Origin of the sequence: Mesorhizobium sp. SARCC-RB16n, from assembly GCF_008520305.1 — a bacterium.
In the GTDB taxonomy this organism is placed as follows: domain Bacteria; phylum Pseudomonadota; class Alphaproteobacteria; order Rhizobiales; family Rhizobiaceae; genus Mesorhizobium.
Genome location: NZ_ML703253.1, coordinates 170301 through 191552 on the forward strand (window position 1 = coordinate 170301; position 21252 = coordinate 191552).

The 21252-nt window shown below is 63.1% G+C and carries 23 protein-coding genes; 14 read left to right on the plus strand and 9 right to left on the minus strand.

Annotated elements, in window-relative coordinates; genetic code table 11:
• Positions 1 to 27: 27 nt before the first annotated feature.
• From C7I87_RS00845 to C7I87_RS00860, 4 genes are all read left to right on the plus strand, one after another.
• Positions 28 to 1326, plus strand: coding sequence for a BtaA family protein (locus C7I87_RS00845; RefSeq protein WP_149902409.1), 1299 nt, complete (start codon positions 28 to 30; stop codon positions 1324 to 1326).
• On the plus strand, positions 1323 to 1988 hold the full coding sequence (locus C7I87_RS00850) for a class I SAM-dependent methyltransferase (RefSeq protein ID WP_149902410.1): 666 nt from the start codon (positions 1323 to 1325) through the stop codon (positions 1986 to 1988). Before C7I87_RS00845 ends, C7I87_RS00850 begins: the two co-directional genes overlap by 4 nt.
• A 132-nt stretch (positions 1989 to 2120) precedes the next feature.
• Positions 2121 to 2417 carry a type II toxin-antitoxin system RelE/ParE family toxin gene (locus tag C7I87_RS00855; protein ID WP_149902411.1) on the plus strand — a complete coding sequence of 99 codons (297 nt, stop codon included), beginning with the start codon at positions 2121 to 2123 and terminating at the stop codon, positions 2415 to 2417.
• An 8-nt stretch (positions 2418 to 2425) separates the two neighbouring features.
• Positions 2426 to 2734 carry a HigA family addiction module antitoxin gene (locus tag C7I87_RS00860; protein ID WP_140758980.1) on the plus strand — a complete coding sequence of 103 codons (309 nt, stop codon included), beginning with the start codon at positions 2426 to 2428 and terminating at the stop codon, positions 2732 to 2734.
• A gap of 27 nt (positions 2735 to 2761) precedes the next feature.
• Here C7I87_RS00860 and C7I87_RS00865 read toward each other — a convergent pair whose 3' ends face one another.
• Positions 2762 to 4141: a serine hydrolase domain-containing protein gene (locus C7I87_RS00865; RefSeq protein ID WP_149902412.1), complete on the minus strand. Its 1380-nt coding sequence runs from the start codon at positions 4139 to 4141 to the stop codon at positions 2762 to 2764.
• A 287-nt stretch (positions 4142 to 4428) separates the two neighbouring features.
• Between C7I87_RS00865 and C7I87_RS00870 the strand changes: the two genes are divergently transcribed.
• Complete coding sequence (locus C7I87_RS00870) at positions 4429 to 5229, plus strand: glycoside hydrolase family 25 protein (protein ID WP_149902413.1); 801 nt, start codon at positions 4429 to 4431, stop codon at positions 5227 to 5229.
• Between the two features lie 175 nt (positions 5230 to 5404).
• On the plus strand, positions 5405 to 6583 hold the full coding sequence (locus C7I87_RS00875; RefSeq protein WP_149902414.1) for a lytic murein transglycosylase: 1179 nt from the start codon (positions 5405 to 5407) through the stop codon (positions 6581 to 6583).
• 111 nt (positions 6584 to 6694) lie between these two features.
• Here C7I87_RS00875 and C7I87_RS00880 read toward each other — a convergent pair whose 3' ends face one another.
• Positions 6695 to 7915 carry an alanine racemase gene (locus C7I87_RS00880; protein WP_149902415.1) on the minus strand — a complete coding sequence of 407 codons (1221 nt, stop codon included), beginning with the start codon at positions 7913 to 7915 and terminating at the stop codon, positions 6695 to 6697.
• A gap of 204 nt (positions 7916 to 8119) precedes the next feature.
• Here C7I87_RS00880 and C7I87_RS00885 point away from each other — a divergent pair, with 204 nt between their 5' ends.
• Positions 8120 to 9034 (plus strand): DMT family transporter, encoded by a 915-nt coding sequence (locus tag C7I87_RS00885; protein WP_149902416.1) that lies wholly within the window; start codon positions 8120 to 8122, stop codon positions 9032 to 9034.
• 437 nt (positions 9035 to 9471) lie between these two features.
• Here the strand turns inward: C7I87_RS00885 and metF are convergent, their stop codons facing one another.
• Together metF and C7I87_RS00895 are read right to left on the minus strand one after the other, a co-directional pair.
• Entirely contained in the window at positions 9472 to 10389 is a 918-nt protein-coding gene (metF, locus tag C7I87_RS00890) for a methylenetetrahydrofolate reductase [NAD(P)H] (RefSeq protein ID WP_149902417.1), read from the minus strand.
• The gene (locus C7I87_RS00895) at positions 10389 to 11411 is read right to left on the minus strand and encodes an ArsR/SmtB family transcription factor (protein WP_149902418.1); all 1023 of its coding nucleotides are present in this window, start codon (positions 11409 to 11411) and stop codon (positions 10389 to 10391) included. Before C7I87_RS00895 ends, metF begins: the two co-directional genes overlap by 1 nt.
• A gap of 175 nt (positions 11412 to 11586) precedes the next feature.
• Here C7I87_RS00895 and tsaA point away from each other — a divergent pair, with 175 nt between their 5' ends.
• The 4 genes from tsaA to C7I87_RS00915 all read left to right on the plus strand — a co-directional run bounded on the left by tsaA (position 11587) and on the right by C7I87_RS00915 (position 14509).
• Positions 11587 to 12111, plus strand: coding sequence for a tRNA (N6-threonylcarbamoyladenosine(37)-N6)-methyltransferase TrmO (tsaA, locus tag C7I87_RS00900; RefSeq protein ID WP_149902419.1), 525 nt, complete (start codon positions 11587 to 11589; stop codon positions 12109 to 12111).
• Positions 12108 to 12422, plus strand: coding sequence for a DUF2293 domain-containing protein (locus C7I87_RS00905; protein ID WP_149902420.1), 315 nt, complete (start codon positions 12108 to 12110; stop codon positions 12420 to 12422). The genes tsaA and C7I87_RS00905 overlap by 4 nt, the downstream gene beginning before the upstream one ends.
• Before the next feature lie 136 nt (positions 12423 to 12558).
• Entirely contained in the window at positions 12559 to 13515 is a 957-nt protein-coding gene (locus tag C7I87_RS00910) for a D-amino acid aminotransferase (RefSeq protein WP_149902421.1), read from the plus strand.
• Between the two features lie 154 nt (positions 13516 to 13669).
• Positions 13670 to 14509, plus strand: a complete 840-nt coding sequence (locus tag C7I87_RS00915) for an SDR family oxidoreductase (protein WP_149902422.1) — start codon at positions 13670 to 13672, stop codon at positions 14507 to 14509.
• A 39-nt stretch (positions 14510 to 14548) separates the two neighbouring features.
• Here the strand turns inward: C7I87_RS00915 and C7I87_RS00920 are convergent, their stop codons facing one another.
• Both C7I87_RS00920 and C7I87_RS00925 read right to left on the minus strand, forming a co-directional pair.
• Entirely contained in the window at positions 14549 to 15166 is a 618-nt protein-coding gene (locus tag C7I87_RS00920; protein ID WP_149902423.1) for an MOSC domain-containing protein, read from the minus strand.
• A complete protein-coding gene (locus C7I87_RS00925) occupies positions 15141 to 15857 on the minus strand; it encodes a TetR/AcrR family transcriptional regulator (protein WP_306440413.1) in 717 nt (238 codons plus the stop codon). Before C7I87_RS00925 ends, C7I87_RS00920 begins: the two co-directional genes overlap by 26 nt.
• A 74-nt stretch (positions 15858 to 15931) precedes the next feature.
• Here C7I87_RS00925 and C7I87_RS00930 point away from each other — a divergent pair, with 74 nt between their 5' ends.
• The 3 genes from C7I87_RS00930 to C7I87_RS00940 all read left to right on the plus strand — a co-directional run bounded on the left by C7I87_RS00930 (position 15932) and on the right by C7I87_RS00940 (position 17459).
• On the plus strand, positions 15932 to 16354 hold the full coding sequence (locus C7I87_RS00930) for a hypothetical protein (protein ID WP_149902425.1): 423 nt from the start codon (positions 15932 to 15934) through the stop codon (positions 16352 to 16354).
• Between the two features lie 11 nt (positions 16355 to 16365).
• On the plus strand, positions 16366 to 16782 hold the full coding sequence (locus tag C7I87_RS00935) for a VOC family protein (RefSeq protein WP_149902617.1): 417 nt from the start codon (positions 16366 to 16368) through the stop codon (positions 16780 to 16782).
• 113 nt (positions 16783 to 16895) lie between these two features.
• Positions 16896 to 17459, plus strand: a complete 564-nt coding sequence (locus C7I87_RS00940) for a methyltransferase family protein (RefSeq protein WP_149902426.1) — start codon at positions 16896 to 16898, stop codon at positions 17457 to 17459.
• Between the two features lie 20 nt (positions 17460 to 17479).
• Here the strand turns inward: C7I87_RS00940 and C7I87_RS00945 are convergent, their stop codons facing one another.
• The 3 genes from C7I87_RS00945 to ettA form a co-directional block, all read right to left on the minus strand.
• Complete coding sequence (locus C7I87_RS00945) at positions 17480 to 18601, minus strand: beta-ketoacyl-ACP synthase III (RefSeq protein ID WP_149902427.1); 1122 nt, start codon at positions 18599 to 18601, stop codon at positions 17480 to 17482.
• A gap of 117 nt (positions 18602 to 18718) precedes the next feature.
• Entirely contained in the window at positions 18719 to 19489 is a 771-nt protein-coding gene (gene tam, locus C7I87_RS00950) for a trans-aconitate 2-methyltransferase (protein ID WP_149902428.1), read from the minus strand.
• Positions 19490 to 19536: 47 nt separating this feature from the next.
• Entirely contained in the window at positions 19537 to 21186 is a 1650-nt protein-coding gene (ettA, locus tag C7I87_RS00955) for an energy-dependent translational throttle protein EttA (protein WP_149902429.1), read from the minus strand.
• Positions 21187 to 21252: the final 66 nt, after the last annotated feature.

A 21252-nucleotide genomic window follows, 5' to 3' on the forward strand; every position in this document is an offset into this window, starting at 1 on the left:
GCGTCAACAGGCTGTCACCGGCCTGTCATGACCCTGGGTTACCCGCTTGCGCCAAAGCAAATGGGGAATCACTTTGCCATGACGGATGTCTCCGCAGATCTGGTCTTTCGCCGCGGCAAGGAAGTTGGAAAAGCCGTCTACCAGAACCGCCCGCTTTCGAAAGCCGGCATCTCCGAACGGCTGTTCGCCTTCCTGTTTTCCGGCCTCGTCTATCCGCAGATCTGGGAAGACCCCGATGTCGACATGGACGCGATGCAGCTTGGCCAGGGCCACCGCGTCGTCACCATCGCCTCGGGCGGCTGCAACATCCTGGCCTATCTCACCCGCTCGCCGGCACAAATCGACGCCGTCGACCTCAACGCCGCCCACATCGCGCTGAACCGCATGAAGCTGGAGGCGGTTCGCCATCTGCCTTCGCAGGGCGACCTGTTCCGTTTCTTCGGCGCGGCCGACACGAGCCACAATTCCGAAGCCTACGACCGCTTCATCGCCCCGCATCTCGACCCCGTCAGCCGCCATTACTGGGAGCGCCGCAACTGGCGTGGCCGCAGGCGCATCGGCGTTTTCGACCGTAATTTCTACCGGACCGGCCTGCTCGGCCTGTTCATCGCCATGGGCCACCGCACGGCGAAATTCTTCGGCGTCAACCCGGCCCGCATGATGGAAGCCAGGAACATCGGCGAACAGCGCCGCTTCTTCAACGAGGAGCTGGCGCCCGTCTTCGACAAGAAGCTTCTGAAATGGGCCACCTCACGCAAAGCTTCGCTGTTCGGCCTCGGCATCCCGCCGGCGCAGTATGATTCGCTCATCACCTCCGGCGACGGCACCATGGCCAGCGTGCTGAAGGCCCGGCTGGAGAAGCTCGCTTGCGATTTCCCGCTGGAGAACAACTACTTCGCCTGGCAAGCCTTTGCCCGCCGCTATCCCGAGCCAGGCGAGGCCGCCCTGCCCGCCTATCTGGAAAAGCAGAACTATGAAACCATCCGCGGCAATATCGACCGCGTCGCCATCCACCACGCCAACCTGATCGAATTCCTCGCCGGCAAGGATGCCGGCGCCGTCGACCGCTTCATCCTGCTCGACGCGCAGGACTGGATGACTGACGACCAGCTCAACGCGCTGTGGTCGGAGATCACCCGCACCGCCTCCGCCGGGGCCCGCGTCATCTTCCGCACCGCCGCCGAGCCCAGCCTGCTGCCGGGGCGCGTCTCGACCTCGCTGCTCGATCAGTGGGACTATCAGAACGAAGCATCGCGCGAATTCTCGGCCCGCGACCGCTCCGCCATCTATGGCGGCTTCCACCTCTATGTGAAGCGCGCGGCATGAGCACGACGGAGCTGCCGGCCAGCCACGCCGAGCTGATGGACGGCGTCTACCGCTGGCAGCGCCACATCTATGACCTGACCCGCAAATACTATCTGCTCGGCCGCGACCGGATGATCGCGGGGCTGGACGTGCCGCCAGGCGGCACCGTGCTGGAGCTCGGCTGCGGCACCGGCCGCAACATCATCCTCGCCGCCCGTGCCTATCCCGATGCTCACTTCTTCGGCCTCGATATTTCGGCCGAAATGCTGGAGACGGCCGGCAAGGCGATCAACCGCGAGGGCCTGCCCGATCGCGTCATGCTGGCAAGGGGCGACGCCACCGATTTCAACACGGGCGCGCTTTATGGCATCGAACGGTTCGACCGCATCTTCGTATCCTACTCGCTGTCGATGATCCCGGGCTGGGAGAAGACGATCTCGGCAGCACTTGCCGCGCTCGCCCCGACAGGCTCGCTGCACATAGTCGATTTCGGCCAGCAGGAAGGCTTGCCGGGCTGGTTCCGCACCCTGCTGCGCGGCTGGCTGAAAAAATTCCACGTCATGCCGCGTGAATCCCTGCGTGGAGTCCTGGAATCGGAATCTCGGCGAACCGGCGCAACCTTTCGTTTTCGCACGCTTTATCGCGGCTATGCCTGGCTGGCTGTGATCAAGCTCGGCATCTGACATCGCAGACATGATCGGCGACCAACGTTTCAGGTCCCACGGACGATCTGGCGGATGGATCGACGGATTAGCCTATCGCTGTTGCCGAATGGCCCAAGGGGTGGTACATTACCTCCACGCTGGAGGTCGAAAGTGATCGTCGGGTTTCGGGACGGATGGCTACGGGCCTTCTTCGTCGAAGACATTCACTCCCGCAACATTCCGTCCGACCTTGAAAGCCGGTTATTTCGCAAGCTCCAGATGATCGATGACGCGATCACCGATCTGGATTTGCGTGTGCCACCCAGCAACCATTTCGAGAAGTTGCGCGGCAATCTCGATGGCTTCCATTCCATCCGCGTCAACAGCCAATGGCGGCTGATCTTCCAGTGGGACGGCGGACGCGGTGAAGCGTCGGGTATTTATCTCGACGACCATAGTTACAGATGAGGTGACACATGTTGATGACCACACGCAAGCCTGCAACAGTTGGCGAAATCCTCACGGAAGAATTCATGCAGCCGCTTGGCCTGACACAGGCGGCTTTGGCCGAAGCGATGGGGGTCCAGCGCAAGCATGTGAACGAATTGTGCAACGATCGCCGCAACGTGACGGCTGCGACCGCGCTTATTCTGGCGCGAGTCTTCGGCAACAGCCCGGATTTCTGGCTGAACGTGCAGCGCCGTAGCGATCTCTGGTCGGTCATGAACTCGCCCGACGAGCGCGCGCGTGTCGATCGCGCCAAGCCTTTGGCGACTGCGGCATAGAAGAAACTTGCAGCAATCGACTGCCGCTTAATGCAGTGCCTTCACCAGTGCCCCCACCATCGCTTGCGGCCGATAATTGAGCTTGGCCGGCGTTAGGCCGAGCCGCACGATCACCAACTGCTCGGACGGAATAATCGCAACCGTCTGTCCGTCATGGCCCTCCATCCAGTAAGTGTCCTTGGGCAGGCCGGCGGCAACGCCGGCGCCGGGATTTTCCTCGTCGCCCGGCGCCTCGATCCACAACTGGCCCTTGCCGTAGACTTTGGAGGCGGATGCCGGCTCGCGCATCCAGTCGACGAAGCCGGCCGGCAGGACCTGGTCGCCGTTCCATACCCCGCCCTGCAGCAGGAACTGGCCGAAGCGGGCCCAGTCATGCGCGGTGGCATAGAGGTAGGACGAGCCGACGAAAGTGCCCTGCTCGTCGGTCTCTAACACCGCGCTGTGCATGCCGAGCGGCTCGAACAGTGCCGTGCGCGGCCAGGTCAACGCCTTGACCTTGTCGCCGATCGTGTCCTGCCAGAGCCGCGACAGCATCACCGCCGTGCCGCTGGAATAGGAAAAAACCTTGCCGACCTCACCGGTCAGCGGCTTGGACTCGGCAAAGCCCGCCATGTCGGGTTCGAGATAGAGCATGCGCGTGACATCGGCGACGTCGCCATAGTCTTCGTTGAATTTCAGCCCGCTCGACATGGCCATCATGTCGGCGAGGCTGATCGCGGCGCGCCCGTCGGCCTTCCACGGCGCGAACAGGCCCTTGTTGTCGACCGCCATCTTGCCGTCCTTGACCAACGTGCCGATGATGGCGGCGTTGACCGTCTTGGTCATCGACCAACCGAGCAGCGGCGTCTTGGCCGAAAAGCCGTCGCCATAGCGCTCAGTGACGACCCGCCCGTTCTTGACCACGACGATCGCGCGCATGCCGGTGCCGGCCATGGCGTCGTCCGCGACGATCTTCGCAACCTCGGGGTTCTGCGACGCATCGACCCGTTCGCCCTCCGGCCATAGCGCATCCTGACTTGTCGCCGCGGGGTCGACATGGACCGCCGTACGCCGGGCCTTGCCGACGTCGCCGTCCGGAACCGAGGCGCAGCCCAGCCCGTCGCGGGCAACCGCCTCGCTCTTGCCGAGGAAACCGAGCAGGCCGGCGGAAACCGTACCCCGGTTCTTGTCGACCGAGACCCGCATCAGCCGCAGCAGCGGGTGGCCGGGCGCCTGCACGTCGACGGCCAGCACCTCTTTGGCGTCGCGCCCGGCGATGAAGACGTTGGAGCAGACGATCTTGGCCGAATAGCCCGAGCCGACGCGGATCAGTTCGGGCGGCGCGATGTAAAGCCAGGCAAACAGGGCGGCAACCGCCAGCACGATCAGGCCAAGCAGCCATTTGACGATCTTGACGATGATCCGCATCCATTGCCTCCCAGGCACTCGCCTGACGTTTATGTCATCGAATTGCCTCCATTGCTTCCGCAAAATCGGGCTTCTTGTCGAGCGCCATAAACCAGATATCAACCATGATCGGCGATCACAGGGATGCATGTCGCCCAAAAGTGCGCAGCGGTTTTGCGACAACGACATGCACGAAAAACGAATAGGCTGGGCGATGCGTGGGGCGATCGCCTGGAGGGGCCAGATCAACTTCGGCCATCAGTGCACAGACCCATCAGCGACCGGCTGATTCCGGCTTGGAAGTTGCGATGCGCCGTCTTGCGGTCCTTTTCATGCTGGCGCTGCTCGGCGCCTGCTCGACCGTGGACGATCTCTCGCCGCTGTCGCCGTCCGCTTCGAGCAGCCCGACGGTGGCCGTGCGCGCACCGCGCTTTGCCGATTCCAAGCCGCATGAGTGGGACAGCAGCGCGCCGTGGAACTATGCCGTCCACGGCACCGACGTCTCCAAATACCAGACCTCGGTCGACTGGCCGACGGCCAAGGCGAGCGGTATCTCCTTCGCCTTCATCAAGGCGACCGAAGGCGGCGATCGTTTCGATGAATATTTCAGCGAGCATTGGGCGCGCACCCGAGCCGCCGGTGTTCCCCGCGCGGCCTATCATTTCTTCTATTTCTGCACTCCGGCGGCCCAGCAGGCGCGCTGGTTCATCCAGAACGTGCCTGTCGACCGCTCGGCGATGCCGCCGGTGCTCGACATGGAATGGAATCCGAAATCGCCGACCTGCAGGCTGCGCCCGGACGCCGCCACGGTGCGCGCGGAGATGACCACCTTCCTCGAAATCGTCGAGCGGCACTACGGCAAGAAGCCGATCATCTACACCTCGGTCGATTTCTTCGACGACAATGAATTGTCGACCTTCCGCGGCTACCCCTACTGGCTGCGTTCCGTCGCCGGCCACCCGCGTGAAAAATACGGCAGCCATCCCTTCACCTTCTGGCAGTACACCGGAACCGGCATCGTTCCCGGCATGACCGGCAAGTCCGACATCAACGTTTTTAACGGCAGTGAGGCCGCCTGGAACAAGTGGCTGCGGCAGAACACCCGTTGATGTCAGGTTCAACGGCAGCACCGCCTTGATCAAAGGGCTGCGGCAGAACACCCGTTGACACCGGGCCTGCCGCCTGCTTTTCGACACAGCCAGCGGTAAAGAGTGCAACCGCTGGTAATCTAGGGCGTTGGGCTTCCGGCCAAGCACATGCCCTTTTCGTTTCGAAAGGAAGCTGATGCGACTGCGTTCCCAAGCCCTCGCGGCGCTGTTCCTGTGCGCCACGGCCTTGCCGGCGATGGCGCAGGAATGCGGCGGCGATTTCGAAACCTGGAAAAAAGGTGTGGCGACGGAAGCCAAGGCTGCCGGCGTCGGCGCCGTCGGCCTCGATGCGCTGGAGGACGCCGCGTTTGACCCGAGGGCCCTAGCGCGCGACCGCGCGCAGGGTGTGTTTACCCAAACCTTCATCCAATTTTCCAACCGCATGATCTCGGCCTACCGGCTGAAACAAGGTGCGGCGAACATGAAGAAATACGCCGACATCTTCGCCCGCGCCGACCAGCAATTCGGCGTCCAGGCGCCTGTCATCACCGCCTTCTGGGCGCTCGAGACGGATTTCGGTGCCGTGCAGGGCGATTTCCACACGCTGAGCGCGCTGGTGACGCTCTCGCATGATTGCCGCCGTCCGCAGCTGTTCCGGCAACAGTTGGTGCCGCTGCTGGAACTGATCGATCGCGGCGTGCTGCCGGCCGATGTCACGGGCGCCTGGGCCGGCGAGATTGGCCAGACGCAGATCCTGCCGTCCGACTATCTTGCGCGCGGCGTCGATGGCGACGGCGACGGCAAGATCGATCTTAGAAACAGCGTTCCCGACGTGATCATGACCACGGGCAACAAGGTGCTGTCGCGCGGCTGGAAGCGCGACGAGCCCTGGATCCAGGAGGTGCGCGTGCCCGACGAGATGCCGTGGGACCAGACCGGGCGCACCAATAAATTGCCGCTGACACAGTGGGCGCAATGGGGCGTCACCAATCCCGACGGCTCGCCGCTGGTCGACAAGGGTCTGAAGGCCGGTCTGGCGCTGCCCATGGGCCGCAAGGGTCCGGCCTTCCTCACCTACGAGAATTTCGACGTCTATCTCGAATGGAACCAGTCCTTCACTTACGCGCTGACCGCGGCCAACCTTGCCGCGCGGCTCGCCGGCGCGCCGCCGCTTGACCCGCGCAATCCCGAGCCGGGCCTCAACAACGACCAGATGAAGGCGCTGCAGACCAAGCTCGAGGCCAGGGGTTACGATGTCGGCACGGTCGACGGCATCCTGGGCACCAACACCCGCGATGCCATCCGCAAGGAGCAGACACGGCTAGGCCTGCCGGTGGACGGCTGGCCGACGCCGGAGCTATTGGCGAAGCTGTGAAGAGAGTGAGTAGTGAGTAGTGAGTAGTGAGTAGTGAGTAGTGAGTAGTGAGTAGTGAGTAGTGGAATATAGGAAATTCCCTGCTGACTACTGACTACTCACTTCTTTTTCCTAATCCGCCATCGTCTCCAAGCTCGCAAACCCCTGCGGCGCGTCACCCTCGTCGAAGGGCGTCGTCACCTCGACGAAAGTGTCGGGATAAAAGCCGTTGAAGCGGGTCCTGAGTGACAGCGAGTAGGCGCCGATATGGCCGATCTCGATCCAGTCGCCGGTATCGACGGTTTCCGGCAGCCAGAACGGCCGGGACAGGATATCGACGGAATCGCAGGTCGCGCCGCACACCTTGAACGGCACGATGTTCTTCTCGTCGCCATTGCGCGTGCGGATCGCGGGATCGGGAATGAAGCGGGCCGGCAGCGTGATCTTGCCGGTCCATGAATCCGACAGCGACGCCCAGATGCCGTCATTGATGTAGAGCCGCTTGCCCTTGCGCAGGAGCACGCGCACGATCAGCGACAGGCAACGCGCCACGATCACCCTGCCCGGCTCCGCCACAAGCGGCATTTCGTCGAACTGGTACTCCTTCAGGTCGCCGGAGAGCCGCGACATGATCTGGCCGAGCGACGGCATCTCGATCTGCTTGCGGTTGGGATCATGTCCGTATTCGGCGGGAAAGCCGCCGCCGACATCAAGCCCGGCAATGTCGAAGGTTAGCCGGTTGCGCACCCAGTCGGCCGAGGCCAGTGCCCGCTCATAGGTGTCGGGATCCTCGATCTGGCTGCCGACATGGAAGCACAAGCCGACCTTGTAGCCGGTGCGGTTCAGCCGCTCGGCGAGTTCGACCGCATAGGCCGGCCCGGCACCGAATTTCTTCGACAGCTCGTAGGCGGCGTGACCCTTGGTCTGCACGCGCACGAACACGCTGATCGCGCCTGGGTCGATATCCAGCGCCCGTACCACCCGGGTCAGCTTGGTGATCTCGTCCTCATGATCCAGCGAAATGACCCTGATGCCGTATTTTTCCAGCGCCAGCTTGATATCCGACTGCGCCTTGACCGGGTGCATGTAGAGCATCTCCGCATCGGGCGAGACGGCGCGCACGGCGGCGAACTCACCGGGCGAAGCGACGTCGAAGGCGGTAACCCCAGCCTCGACCAAGGTCTTCAGCACGATCTGCTCGCCATTGGTCTTGACCGCGTAGGCGGTCTTGCCGGGGAACATGCCCATGAACTGCAAGGCGTCGGCCTTCAGCACCTGCGGGCGGAAACAATAGACCGGATCGTCCGGGCGAAGCGCCAGTGCCGCCTCGCTTGCATTCTCGAATCGCTGCATGGACGAATCCTCGGCTTCCGATGCGCACAATTAATCCAAGCTAGCGGCTAATGAAAACAATTCTGTGTCTCGCGCCCCTTGCGGGCCGGCATTAGTCCCTGCCGGCAGTCCATCCACAGGTTTCGGGTGGCTCTTGCCGGCGAACCCGATATTGCTTCTGCCTGATGGCTGGCATTCGAGTCGTCTTGGGGGAGGACGAATCACATGGCGATGGCAGCAACGTCACCACGCGGACCGATGGCCCTCAAGGATTGGGGGCAGTTGCTTCTGCTTGGCGCCATCTGGGGCGGGTCGTTCTTCTTCGCCCGCATCGCGGTTGCGGAGCTTCATCCGCTGGTGCTGGTGCTGTTTCGCGTCGCCATCGCCGCACTGGCGCTGCAGCTTTATCTCGGCTTGCGCGGCCCGTCCTTCCGCCTCGCCCTTCCCCACGCCGGCCTGTTCTTCCTGCTGGCGCTCACCAACAATGTCGTTCCCTTCTCGCTGATCTTCGCCGGGCAGACAGAGCTTGGCGCCGGCGTTGCCTCGGTGCTGAACGCCACGACGCCGTTCTGGACGCTGATCCTGGCCAACGCGCTGACATCGGATGAGAAGCTGTCGTGGAACAAGCTGGCCGGCATCGCGCTTGGCGTCGCCGGCACGGCTGTGATGATCGGCCCCGGCCTGCTTGCAGGCCTTGGCGGCCCGGTCTGGGCGAAGTCCGCGCTGATCGGCGCCTCGCTATCCTATGGCGTAGCCCTGATGGTCGCCCGTCGCTTCAAGGGCATCCCCTCGCCGGTACTCGCCACTGGACAGTTGACCGCCTCAACCATCATCATGATCCCCATCGCGCTGCTGGCGCATGGCCCGGCCGGTCTGTTCTCGGCCTCGCCCCCGGTGTGGGCGGCGGTGCTGGCGCTGGCGCTGCTGTCCACCGCCTTCGCCTATATCCTCTATTTCAACCTCGTCGCTTCCGCCGGAGCGACAAACGCCTCGCTGGTCACGCTGATCGTGCCGGTCAGCGCGGTCCTGCTCGGTTTCCTGTTTCTTGGCGAGCGGCTCGAACTGTTCGAGATCGGCGGCATGGTGCTGATCGGCCTTGGCCTGGTTACTATTGACGGGCGATTGTTCGGAAGGCGTTAGAACCGGCAAGGGACCCATCGACGCGAAATTCGAAGCCAACTTTCGCGTCGGGAGCGCCATCATGACACGGCAAAGACACGAAGCCGCCATATTTTATTCACAGGTCCGGAGCCGGGTTTTGCAGAGGAGTTTCAAAGCCTAACGGCAAAACTGGTGTCGCAAATCTGGCATTTACGTCGCAATGCAGCATATTTTCCGCTTGCCTGTGGCACAAATGAACCTAGACTCCAGGGCATAGCTCTTTAAGAGGAGGCTATGTCATGGGACTTACGAGGCCAATCAACGCATTGATGATTTGTGCTGCGTTTGCTTTCATCGGCGCCCTCATTATGGGCGTCCTTCCCTGAACCCGCCAAGACGGGGAAGACCAGCACCAGATAATTCAAACAATTCGAAAGGCCGGGTTTTTACCCGGCCTTTTGCTGTTCAGCCATGCCTTATGCCGCGGCCGATCCGGCCACCTCCGCCTCATGCGAGCGGATGCCGATCATGTGACAGACGGCAAAGACAAGGTCGGCCCGGTTCATCGTGTAGAAGTGAAAATCGCCAACGCCACGCTCGACAAGGTCCAGCACCTGTTCGGCCGCCACGGCGGATGCCACCAGCGCATGCGTCTGCGGGTCGTTCTGTAGCCCGTCGAAGCGCTCGGCCAGCCATGCCGGCACCAGCGCACCGCAGCGCGCCGAGAAATTGGCGACCTGCGTGAAATTGTGCACCGGCAGGATGCCGGGCACGATCGGGATGTAGATGCCGGCGCGGCGCGCCCGTTCGACGTAACGCTCGTAGAGATCATTGTCGAAAAAGAACTGGGTGATCGCCCGCGTCGCGCCATTGTCGACCTTGCGCTTCAGCATATCGATGTCGGTGGCGAAGTCAGGGCTTTCCGGGTGCTTTTCCGGATAGGCCGAAACCGAGATATCGAAATCGCCGGCGTCCTTCAGCGCCCCGACCAGTTCGGCCCCATTGGCGTAGCCGTCCGGATGCGGCCGGTAGGCGGTGCCGACGCCGGCTGCCGGATCGCCGCGCAAGGCGACGAAGCGCTTCACGCCCATGTCGGTGAATTCCTGGATCACGGCGTCGACCTGGTGGCGAGCGGCGTCGACGCAGGTCATATGCGCGGCCGGCGTCAAGCTGGTCTCCTTCAGGATGCGGCCGATGGTGCGCGCCGTGCGCTCGCGCGTCGAACCGCCGGCGCCATAGGTCACCGAGACGAATTTGGGCTGCAGCGGCTCCAGCCTAGTGACCGTATCCCACAGCCTCGCCTCCATCTCGTCGTTCTTCGGCGGGAAGAACTCGAACGAAACCCTGACCTTGTCGCCGATATCGGGACGGCGGGAAAAACGAAACTGGTTCATCAGGCGATTTCCCCTATCGAGCCCACTCTGGTCTGCTGGCTGGCATTGGCAGGATCGGCGATCAGCAGGCGCCGGTCGCGGCCAAGCCAAAGCTTGACGGTGAGCCTGGCCTCGTTGCCGCCGCGCGGTTCGAATTCTTGGGCATCCTCGAGATCGAGGCCGGCTTCGGAGAACCACTCCCCGATCTGCCGGTCGGAAAAGCCGAGGCGCATATGCGCGTGTTCGTCGCGCAGGAACTCCAGCGCATGCGGCGCGAAATCGACGATGACCAGGCGGCCTGCCGGGCGCAGAAGCCGCGCCGCCTCGCGGATGGCGCGGGCGGGATCGTCGAGATAGTGCAGCACCTGGTGAATGGTGACGAGATCGAAGGCATCGCGCTCGACAGGCGGCGAAAAGATATCACCCTGCCGCACCTGCGCATTCGAAACGCCGGCCTTGTCGAGATTGGCGCGCGCCACGGTCAGCATCTCGCGCGACATGTCGATGCCGATACCGCGTCGGTAGAGCGGCGAGAAGATTTCGAGCAGCCGCCCGGTGCCGGTGCCAAGGTCGAGCATGGACTGGAACGGCCGCTTGCCGACCAGCTTCAGCATCGCGGCCTCTACGGCGCGGTCGGGCACGTGCAGCGAGCGGATATGATCCCAGCTTGCTGCGTTCTGCGAAAAATACTCGGTGGCGCGGTCCTGCCGCTTGCGCTTGACCGAGGTCAGCCGCTCCAGATCGCGCTCGACCTGCGGGTCGGCCCCCCGAATGCCGGAAACCAGCCCCATCACGAAGTCGCGCGCGGAATCGGCGTCCGACAGGCGGAAGAAGGCCCACGATCCTTCCTGGTAGCGGCCGATCAGCCCGGCCTCGAGCAGCAGCTTCAGGTGCCGCGAGACACGCGGCTGCGACTGGCCGAGAATTTCGGTAAGGTCGGAAACGGTAAGGTCGCCGCGCGACAACAGTGCCAGTATGCGCAGGCGGCTGGATTCGGCCGCCGCCTTCAGCGTATCAACCATGGTGTCGAGCGAGACATGCATCTGCGTATTCTCTTTGAAAAAGATATAAACATATGTTTATGTCGGTTTTGTCAGCCTTGCAAGCGCTATGTCGCTTCCGGACCAGAAAATGCCGCATGCGTGATTTCCCGGTCCAAGTCACCCCGAAACGTCTGGCGATTCGAGACGATGGCATGCACCAGGACAGGGACAGGCAATGACAGGGCCGCGTGAGATGTTCGAGGCACGCGAAGGCGAGCAGAGGCTGGCCCAGGATCCGGCAACGATGGCGCCGGACGGCGGCATCGTCTTCATCGGCCGCATCGCCTCGCCATGGACCACCCGGGAAAGCTGCCCGAAGAATATGCGCGCCGCACGCGAGGCCGGACAGCCCGCGGTGCTGACCATCGATGCGCCTTATCGTGCAGGCCTGCGCGGGCTGGAACGCGCCAGCCACGTCGTCATCCTATCCTGGCTGCATCACGCGCCACGGAATCTGCTTGTGCAGAAACCCCGCCATGCGACTGAGGCAAAAGGCGTATTCGGCCTGCGCTCCCCTGCCCGGCCGAACCCAATCGGCCTGCATGTAGCCAAGCTCGTCGGCTTGGACATTGCCACCGGGCGCATCGACCTCGACGCCATCGACGTGCTCGACGGCACGCCGGTCATCGACATCAAACCTTATTTCGCCTCGACCGATGCAATATCGGAGGCGACCGTTGAGGGGCGCGAGGAGCGATGACCGCGCCGACCGGCCGCCGCCGCGCCATCGCCAAGGCGCTGACTGCACTTCTGCCGCTGGCGCCCTATGCCGACATGGAGAAGATCCGCGCCGACGCCGGCTCGGTGCATATGAAGACCTTGCCGCCGGCGATCGCGGTCTGGCTGGCAACGATCGCCCATATCCGTCACATGCACACCGACTATGAAAAGCTTCTGGCCGAGGGCTATGACCGCGACTCGGCGCGCTTCTTCGTCATCGAGCGGACCAACATCGTGCTCACGCGCTGGCGCGCGACACGTCTGCTCGACGCCGATGACGAGGAGGAATAACGCCATTGCGGGTGGGATCGCCCTCACCTCGCGACGCTGGCCGATCTTTATCTCGAGGACGACTGAAGTCGGAGTGCTGGCTCTATGCGTTCGGCCTGCTGCCGATAGCTTGTGACGCCAAGGCTAGGAGCTGCCGATGAGCCAAATCGCACAGGATATACCGCCGCTGCCTATGGTGAGCGACCGCCATGTCGACCCGTATTCCTATCCCGACGGCATTGCCTTCCTCGACGGCCAGTACCTGCCGATGTCGCAGGCCAAGGTCTCGGTGCTGGATTGGGGTTTTCTGCATTCCGACGCCACCTACGATACGGTGCATGTCTGGAACGGTCGCTTCTTCCGTCTCGATCTCCATCTCGACCGCTTTTTCGGCGGTTTGCAAAAGCTGCGCATGACGATCCCGTTCGATCGCGACGGCGTGGCCCAGATCCTGCACAATTGCGTCGCACTGTCGGGTCACCGCGCCGCCTATGTCGAAATGCTGTGCACGCGCGGTGCTTCGCCGACCTTCAGCCGCGACCCGCGCCAGGCGATCAACCGCTTCATGGCGTTCGCCGTGCCTTTCGGCTCGGTCGCCAATGCCGAGCAGTTGCAGCGCGGCCTGCGTGTCGCCATCAGCGACAAGATGCGCATTCCGCCGGCCTCGATCGATCCGGCGATCAAGAACTATCATTGGCTCGACCTCGTGCGCGGTCTTTACGATGCCTATGATCGCGGCGCCGAGACGGCCCTTATTCTCGACTTCAACGGCAATGTCGCCGAAGGCCCAGGCTTCAACGTCTTCTGCGTCAAGGACGGCAGGCTGTCGACACCGGCCATTGGCGTGCTGCCAGGCATCACCCGCCGCACCGTCTTTGACCTCTGTGGCGAGGAAGGGCTCACCGCTAAGGCCGCCGATGTCAGCGTAGCCGCGCTCAAGGCCGCCGACGAAGTCTTCATCACCTCGACTGCCGGCGGCATCATGCCGGTGACGGAGATCGACGGTGCCGACGTCGCGGACGGCAAGGTCGGGCCGATCACCAGCCGGCTGATGGCGCTCTATTGGCAAAAGCACGACGACCCGGCCTGGTCGAGTTTGGTGAACTACCCCTGATCCACACGATTTCTTGTTCTACGGGAAAGCGCCAGGTTCAAAAAGATTTCCCCTCGCCTCTGGAAAATCACGGGATAGGCCGTATATGCCCGAAAGCGGAGAAGCCTCCGCTTTCATCCAGAAATTGCGCCCGCAGGGGCAGGGATTCCACATCATGACATCAAAGGTTTGGTTCATCACCGGATCGTCCAAGGGTTTTGGCCGCGTCTGGGCCGAGGCCGCATTGGCGCGCGGCGACCGCGTCGCCGCGACCGCCCGTGACGTCGGCACGCTCGCCGATCTGGTCGCAAAATACGGCGACAACATCGCCGCAATAAAGCTCGATGTCACCGACAAGAAAGCCGTCGATGCCGCGGTCGCCGAGGCGCATAAGCGCTTTGGCCGGCTCGACGTCGTAATCAACAATGCCGGCTACGGCCATTTCGGCGCCATCGAGGAAGTCAGCGAGCAGGAAGCCCGCGACCAGATCGAGACCAATGTGTTTGGCGCGCTGTGGGTCACCCAGGCCGCCCTGCCGATCATGCGGGCGCAGCGGTCCGGCCACATCATCCAGATCTCGTCGATCGGCGGCGTCAACGCCTTTGCCTCGCTCGGCCTCTACCATGCCTCGAAATGGGCGCTAGAAGCCTTCAGCCAGTCGCTCAGCATCGAGGTGGCGGAATTCGGCATTCATGTCACGCTTGTTGAGCCGGGCGGTTTCTCCACCGACTGGTCGGGAGCATCGGCCAAGGTCTCCAAGCCGATCGAGGCCTATGCGCCTGCCCGCGCCAAGATGGCCGAGCGCCGCGCCAACTCGGTCGCCGGCGATCCCGAGGCGACCGGTCCGGCCATGCTGGCCATCGTCGATGCCGACGAGCCGCCGCTGCGGGTCTTCTTCGGCGATGGCGGCTTGCCAATGATACGCAAGGAATACGCCAACCGCCTCGCCACCTGGGACAAGTGGGACCACGTTTCCGTCATGGCGCAAGGCGCCAACAAGAACCGCAAGGGCTGACATCTGGTGTTTTGCTGCGCCGCCCCCGGAGCGGCGTAGCTATGCCTTGTAGATCCATTGCTCCGGCACGCGCACCGAAATCTCTTCGCCGGCCCTGACGATGCCGGGCTTTTCAACCCAGGCGACCACGCCGCGCAACCGCTTCGCAGCCTTGGGAAACAATAGCGCACCGGCTTCGACGTCGGGCATTCCGGCGTTCTCGGCGATCGATCGCCCTGCGATGCGGCACGGTCCGTTCTGGGCATCGACCTTGAGGGTCACGCCGCCTTTGAAGAACAGCAGCGTGCCGGCCGGCAGCATCGACAGATGCGGCACGTCTTCGATCACCAGATTGGCACCGATCCACTCGGGCTTGATTTCGGCCAGCCCCATCCGCTCGGCGACGATGGCCAGTTCGTCCGCAGCCACGATGGATAGCTGCCTTTCGTTGCGCATCTCGGTGCCGCGTGGGTACCATGGCTCGCGTCCGCCCGAGCGCCGCGTCGACCCGGCATGGAAATCGCCTGATATGCCGTCGAAGCCGAGCCGCAATTCGTCCACCGGACGCGTCTGGAAATGGTCCGCTGGCGCGACATACAGCCCCGTCGCACGGGCGGAAAGCTTCTTTCCCGGGATGATTTCGACCGGCTTTTCAGCCTCGGGGAAGAGTTCCAGCATGGCTTCGTTCCTTGGATGATGCGCCCCGGTTTTGCCCTTCGGCCGGCAAGGCCGCAAGAGCGGTTTGGGCCAAAACGCGCAAGTCTTCGACCGACGCGCCATCCCGTGCCTGGATCGACATGCCGTTCATGACGCCTGCAACATATCTAGCCAAGTCTTCGACGGAGAGGTTATCCGGCAAGTCGCCTTCTGCCTTGCCTTTGGCCAGCCGCGCCGCGATCGCCGCCTCGCTTGCCTTGCGATAGGTCCTGAGTTCATCCGCGATGGCTTGCGCCTGTGGTGAAGCTGCCAGCGCGCCGCTGACGAAAAGGCATCCGCCCGGCTTGCCGGGCCTGGAATAGGCCTCCGCAGCGCCGATCAGCAAGCATCGTATCGCCTCCCCCGTCGACACCGGCGCGCTCAGCGCTTCGAGCGCGAAGCCGATCTCGGTCTCGTGGTAGCGCATCAACGCCTTGCGGAACAAAGTCTCCTTGTCGGTGAAGGCGTTGTAAATCTGTGGCGGCGTCAGCCCCATCGCCTCGCGCAGCATCGCCAGCGACGTCGCTTCATAGCCATGCTCCCAGAAAAGATGCATGGCGGCATCGAGCGCCTGCTCGAGGTCGAATGCGCGCGGCCTGCCGCCGCGTGCCTTGTTTGAATTTTCCATAGTGATCGATACGAAACCTGTTGACTCGCCCTTCCCGCATATCATATCAATTGATACGAAACTAGGCAAACCGGAAGATGACTTCCCGGCGAGGGCCGTGCAACCCGAGGAGAAAAGCAATGCCGATCACCGTGACCGCGCCGGAAGGCGTACTGACCTCTGGCGGAGAACACGAAATCCTGCCGCGCCTGAGCGCCGCCCTCATCGAGGCCTCCGGCGCCACCGGCAATTCATTCTTGACCGCGATCGTCGGCGGCACGGTTCACATCCTGCCGTCGCACCACATCTATGCGGGCGGCGCCAACCGGCCCGTCGTCATGGTCGAGTTGAAGCTGCCCAATATCGGCCTTGACTCGGTCGAAGCCCGCAAGACCTTTATCAACGCCGCCGCAAGAATTGTTGCCGAACTCTGCGTCCCGGAACACCAAGCTGAAAACACCTGGGTCAACATCGTCAACGCGCCCGATGGCGGCTGGGGCATCGGTGATCGGCAATATACAGGCGACGCGCTGATCGCGGCCGCTACCGCCGCCGCGCAGTGATGAACAGAATGATGCGGCTCTCCCCTTCGCTGTTCTTCACCACCAACTGCGAGCCTGCGCTGGCCTTCTACGAACAATGCGGCCTTGGCCGGGGAACGATCCTGCGGCGCTGGGGTGATAACAACATGCCGGTGCGCACCGAAGCCATGCGCGGAAAGGTCCTGCATGCCCGTTTCGAAGGCCCGGGTGTCCTGTTCCACGCCTCGGACAATGACGACGCGGAGCCGATGAAGGGCTCCGCGATGATGCTGGAATTCGATGGGCCCGCCGCAGCGCCAGAGGTTTTCGCCCGCCAGCACCTTTTCGCCCGCATGGCCACGGACGGGCGGATCACCGTGCCGTTTGCCCGGCAATATTGGGGGACCAGCTTCGGCATGCTGGTCGACGCCTTCGGCGTACAGTGGATGTTCAGTTGCTCCAATGAATAGACGTCAGCCGTTGACCGTTCGATCACAACCTTCTTACCGAAAACCAGCGCGGCGTCGCATTGCCGCCGCGCCACCGATATATACGGTGGCGCCAAATCGGGAGGAGGTTCGGAATGCAGGTTGGACACGCCATCGCAGCGCTCTGGCTGTTCTGGGTGGTATCCTGGATCCTCGCCGCATCCTGGGCCGATCCGGCGCAGAAACGCGCCACCATCGGGGCGGAGGCCCGCTATCGCGTCTTCTGGCTGGCCGGCACCGTCCTGCTGTTCGTTCCAGCGCATGGCTATGAAGGCAGGCTGAGATTGTGGACGCCGACCCTTGCCGAAGCCTGGGCCTGCGTTGCCCTGATCGCGGTTGGTATCGCCTTCGCCTGGTGGGCGCGCCTGCATCTCGGGCGGTTGTGGTCCGCCACGGTCACCGCCAAGGCGGATCACCGCGTGGTCGACACCGGTCCCTATCGTCTGGTCCGGCATCCGATCTATACCGGGCTGCTGTCGGTGCTCGCCACCATGGCGGCAAAGGGAACGATCTGGGGCATTGCAGGCACGGCTCTGCTCATCATCGGCGTCGTCGTGAAGGCGAGGCTGGAGGAGCGTTTCCTGCGCGGCGAACTCGGCCCCGCTTATGACGACTACGCCAAGCGGGTGCCGATGCTGGTTCCCTTCACGCCGGCCTGACGGGGCGCAGCGTTCTCCAATCAGAGCATGCGCAAGAGCGCGCCGCCGATCGAATACCCCGCGCCGAAAGCACAGATCAGGCCGAAATCGCCAGGTTTCATGTCGGCATGGTTCTCCGACAGCGCGATGATGGCGCCGGCGCCCGCCGTGTTGCCGAGCCGCTCCAGCACCATGGGCGCGCGGTCATGGCCGACATCGTGGCCGAATGCCAGCTTCAGGATCATCGCATTCATGCGCGCATTGGCCTGATGCAGCCAGAAGCGTCTGATCGCCTCCGGCGTCAGCCCGTGTTCGGCCAGGAATTCGACGATGAATTTGTGGCCAGCGACGGTAACTTCCTTGAACACCTTGTTGCCGACCTGCTTGATGAGATTGCCCTCCAGGTCGATCATGTAGGGATCATCCTGGGCGGTGCGGGTGTGATAGCCGAGATTGGTGCGGATGTTGTTCGACATCTGCGTCCAGATGCGCGTGTCCAGCACCTCGAAGCGGCTCGGGCGCTTCTCGCCCTGGGCGAGCCCCTCCACCACCATCGACACCGAAGCGTCCCCGAAGATGAAATGCGTCTGCCTGTCGCGGAAATTGAGATGGCCGGTGATGATCTCGGGCGTGGCCACCAGGATGCGCTTGTGTGCGCCCGAGCGCACCAAATTGACTGCCATGTGCAGCGCCGCCGCCGCGGACGAACAGCCAAGCCCCATGTCGAAGCCCGCGCCCTTCGTACCCAGCGCCTCCTGCATTTCGATGGCGATCGCTGGATACGGCCTCTGCTGATGCGAGGACGAGCAGATCACCAGATCGATGTCCGACGCCTCGATGCCGGCGTGCTCGATCGCCTTCCCAGCCGAAGCGACGCCGAATTCCGCCTGCAGCGAGAGCGCATCGTCGGGGCGCGCGGGAATGAGCGGCGTCATGCGGGTCGGGTCGAGAATGCCTTCCCGTTCGATCACGTGGCGGGCGCGCACGCCCGAGGCATGGACGATGAAGTCGGCATCCGATTTCTGCAGCAGCGTCTCGCCGGCAGCCTGGCGTCGCGCGTTCTCCGTGTCGACCCAGGCGTTGAAACTGGCGACCAGTTCCTCATTCGTGATGACAGGCTTGGGGATTTCAGCGCCGATGCCGCTGATGATGACGCGATGCATGTTTCAGTCCGTCCCATCCGCAGGCGATGCGGCTTCATGTGGGCGCCGAAACGCTTCGGCGCAATACTTTTCTCACTGGGCCGGTTTACGCCGGCTTAAACCAAGGTTTACGCAAGCCTAGCCGGCCTGCTTGGCGACAATGAAAATGCGGGGGAAACGCAGCAGCACCTTGCCGTCAGCCGTCTTGGGGTAGGCCTTGGCGATCTTGGCCGTATAGCTGTCGAGGAACAGCTTGCGCTCGTCAGCTTCCAGCGGATCGAGGAACGGCTTCAGCCCCGTGGCCTTGACCCATTCGACGATCGCCTCGGCATCGGCCAGCGGATGGTTGTAGGTGGTGTGCCAGATATCGAGCCGAGCGGAGAGCGGCGACAACAGGTCGTAATAGAACGACACTGGCGGCAGCGGCGCACGCGCCGCGCCCTCCATCTTTGCCGCGAAAGGCACTTCCGCCGCGGTCTCCCGCATCAGGCGATGCGAATCCTCGGCCATATTGTCAGGCATCTGAATGGCCAGCGCGCCGCCAGGCGCCAGAAAACCCATCAGCCGCTGGAACACCGCCGGATGCGTGGGCAGCCACTGGAACACGGCGTTGGCGAAGATGACGTTGACAGGCTCGGCCGGCTGCCATGTCGACGCATCGGCAAGGTCGAAGCTGACATTGGGCAGGCGCGCCCTAGCCTTCTCGATCATGTCGGGAGAGGTGTCGAAGCCACTCACTTGCGCATCCGGCCAACGCTCGACCAGAAGTTCGGTCGAATTGCCGGGCCCGCAACCGATGTCGACGACGCGGCGTGGAAAGTCGACCGGCACTTGAGCTGCGAGATCACGCGCCGGCCGCGTGCGCTCGTCCTCGAATTTCAGATATTGGGCGGCGGACCAATCAGCCATTTGAGCTCTCCTCGTATCCCTGAGAAATTCGCCGCCCGATGAAGTCCTTACCGCGTCAGCCGCTTGTGCGTCATACGGTGCGGAGCCGCCGCTTCCGCGCCCATGCGGCGCAGCTTGTCCTTCTCGTATTCCTCGAAATTGCCTTCGAACCATTCGACATGCGCGTCGCCCTCGAAGGCGAGCATGTGGGTGGCCATGCGGTCGAGGAACATGCGGTCGTGGCTGATGATGACCGCGCAGCCTGCATAGGCTTCCAGCGCGTCTTCCAGCGCGCCCAGCGTTTCGGTGTCGAGGTCGTTGGTCGGCTCGTCGAGCAGCAGCACATTGCCGCCGCCCTTCAGCATCTTGGCGAGGTGCACGCGGTTGCGCTGACCGCCCGAGAGATTGCCGACCTTCTGCTGCTGGTCGCCGCCACGGAAGTTGAAGGAGGAGCAGTAGGCGCGGCTGTTGATTTCATGCTTGCCGAGCTTGATGACCTCGGCACCGCCGGAGATCTCTTCCCACACCGTCTTGTTGGCATCGAGTGCGTCGCGGCTCTGGTCGACATAGCCGAGCTTGACCGTCTCGCCGATGCGGACGGTGCCCGCATCCGGCTTCTCCTGGCCGGTGAACGTCTTGAACAGCGTCGTCTTGCCGGCGCCGTTCGGGCCGATGACGCCGACAATGCCGCCCGGTGGCAACCTGAACGACAGGTTCTCGATCAAAAGCTCGTCGCCGAAGCCCTTGTTGAGGCCTTCGACCTCGATGACGACATTGCCGAGACGCTCGCTCGACGGAATGACGATCTGCGTGTCGGTCGGCTTGCGGTTCTGTGACTGCTCGACCAGTTCCTCATAGGCCTTGATGCGCGCCTTGGACTTGGTCTGGCGGGCCTTAGGCGAGGATTGGATCCACTCGCGCTCGCGCCAGATCGACTTCTGGCGGGCGTCGTCCTCGCGGCCTTCCTGGATCAGGCGCTTGGCCTTGGCGTCGAGATATCTGGTGTAGTTGCCCTCGTACGGGATGCCACGGCCACGATCGAGTTCGAGAATCCAGCCGGTGACGTTGTCGAGGAAGTAGCGGTCGTGGGTGATGATCAGCACCGAGCCCGGATAGTCGCGCAGATGCTTTTCCAGCCACGCCGTGGTCTCGGCGTCGAGATGGTTGGTCGGTTCGTCCAGCAGAAGCAGATGGGGCTGTTGCAGAAGCAGCCGGCACAGCGCGACGCGGCGACGCTCGCCGCCGGACAGGTTGGTCACCTCGGAATCGGGCGGCGGACACTGCAGCGCGTCCATCGCCATCTCGACCTGCTGCTCAAGATCCCACAAATTGAGCCGGTCCATCTCGTCCTGGAGCTTGGCCGACTCGTCAGCCGTCTCGTCGGAATAGTTCATCATCAGCTCGTTGTAGCGCTCGATGATGGCAGTCTTCCTGGCAACGCCGTCCATGACGTTTTCCATCACGGTCTTGCTGTTGTCGAGCTGCGGCTCCTGCGCGAGGTAGCCGACGGTCGCGCCCTCTGCCAGCCAGGCCTCGCCCTGAAACTCTTTGTCGAGCCCGGCCATGATGCGCAGGATCGTGGACTTGCCCGAGCCGTTGGGGCCGAGGATGCCGATCTTGGCGTCCGGATAGAAGGACAAATGAACGTTATCGAGCACCTTCTTGGTGCCGTAGGCCTTCGACAGGCCGGACATGTGATAGATGAACTGGCGTGCCACGCGCGCTTTCCCTGAAAAACTGACTGGATTTGCCGAATTGAATGGAGGTTGGCCGCTATGTAGGCG

What these genes read in the sequence shown, in the direction of transcription:
- C7I87_RS00895 (WP_149902418.1), bottom strand. Translation starts at nt 11,411, where the DNA reads ATGCATGTCTCGCTCGACACCATGGTTGATACGCTGAAGGCGGCGGCC.
- C7I87_RS00905 (WP_149902420.1), top strand. Translation starts at nt 12,108, where the DNA reads ATGACCGCGCCGACCGGCCGCCGCCGCGCCATCGCCAAGGCGCTGACT.
- C7I87_RS00945 (WP_149902427.1), bottom strand. Translation starts at nt 18,601, where the DNA reads ATGCATCGCGTCATCATCAGCGGCATCGGCGCTGAAATCCCCAAGCCT.
- C7I87_RS00935 (WP_149902617.1), top strand. Translation starts at nt 16,366, where the DNA reads ATGCGGCTCTCCCCTTCGCTGTTCTTCACCACCAACTGCGAGCCTGCG.
- C7I87_RS00860 (WP_140758980.1), top strand. Translation starts at nt 2,426, where the DNA reads ATGTTGATGACCACACGCAAGCCTGCAACAGTTGGCGAAATCCTCACG.
- C7I87_RS00940 (WP_149902426.1), top strand. Translation starts at nt 16,896, where the DNA reads ATGCAGGTTGGACACGCCATCGCAGCGCTCTGGCTGTTCTGGGTGGTA.
- C7I87_RS00865 (WP_149902412.1), bottom strand. Translation starts at nt 4,141, where the DNA reads ATGCGGATCATCGTCAAGATCGTCAAATGGCTGCTTGGCCTGATCGTG.
- C7I87_RS00925 (WP_306440413.1), bottom strand. Translation starts at nt 15,857, where the DNA reads ATGATATGCGGGAAGGGCGAGTCAACAGGTTTCGTATCGATCACTATG.
- C7I87_RS00930 (WP_149902425.1), top strand. Translation starts at nt 15,932, where the DNA reads ATGCCGATCACCGTGACCGCGCCGGAAGGCGTACTGACCTCTGGCGGA.
- C7I87_RS00845 (WP_149902409.1), top strand. Translation starts at nt 28, where the DNA reads ATGACCCTGGGTTACCCGCTTGCGCCAAAGCAAATGGGGAATCACTTT.
- C7I87_RS00850 (WP_149902410.1), top strand. Translation starts at nt 1,323, where the DNA reads ATGAGCACGACGGAGCTGCCGGCCAGCCACGCCGAGCTGATGGACGGC.
- C7I87_RS00870 (WP_149902413.1), top strand. Translation starts at nt 4,429, where the DNA reads ATGCGCCGTCTTGCGGTCCTTTTCATGCTGGCGCTGCTCGGCGCCTGC.
- C7I87_RS00875 (WP_149902414.1), top strand. Translation starts at nt 5,405, where the DNA reads ATGCGACTGCGTTCCCAAGCCCTCGCGGCGCTGTTCCTGTGCGCCACG.
- C7I87_RS00880 (WP_149902415.1), bottom strand. Translation starts at nt 7,915, where the DNA reads ATGCAGCGATTCGAGAATGCAAGCGAGGCGGCACTGGCGCTTCGCCCG.
- C7I87_RS00885 (WP_149902416.1), top strand. Translation starts at nt 8,120, where the DNA reads ATGGCGATGGCAGCAACGTCACCACGCGGACCGATGGCCCTCAAGGAT.
- tam (WP_149902428.1), bottom strand. Translation starts at nt 19,489, where the DNA reads ATGGCTGATTGGTCCGCCGCCCAATATCTGAAATTCGAGGACGAGCGC.
- C7I87_RS00910 (WP_149902421.1), top strand. Translation starts at nt 12,559, where the DNA reads ATGAGCCAAATCGCACAGGATATACCGCCGCTGCCTATGGTGAGCGAC.
- C7I87_RS00920 (WP_149902423.1), bottom strand. Translation starts at nt 15,166, where the DNA reads ATGCTGGAACTCTTCCCCGAGGCTGAAAAGCCGGTCGAAATCATCCCG.
- tsaA (WP_149902419.1), top strand. Translation starts at nt 11,587, where the DNA reads ATGACAGGGCCGCGTGAGATGTTCGAGGCACGCGAAGGCGAGCAGAGG.
- C7I87_RS00915 (WP_149902422.1), top strand. Translation starts at nt 13,670, where the DNA reads ATGACATCAAAGGTTTGGTTCATCACCGGATCGTCCAAGGGTTTTGGC.
- metF (WP_149902417.1), bottom strand. Translation starts at nt 10,389, where the DNA reads ATGAACCAGTTTCGTTTTTCCCGCCGTCCCGATATCGGCGACAAGGTC.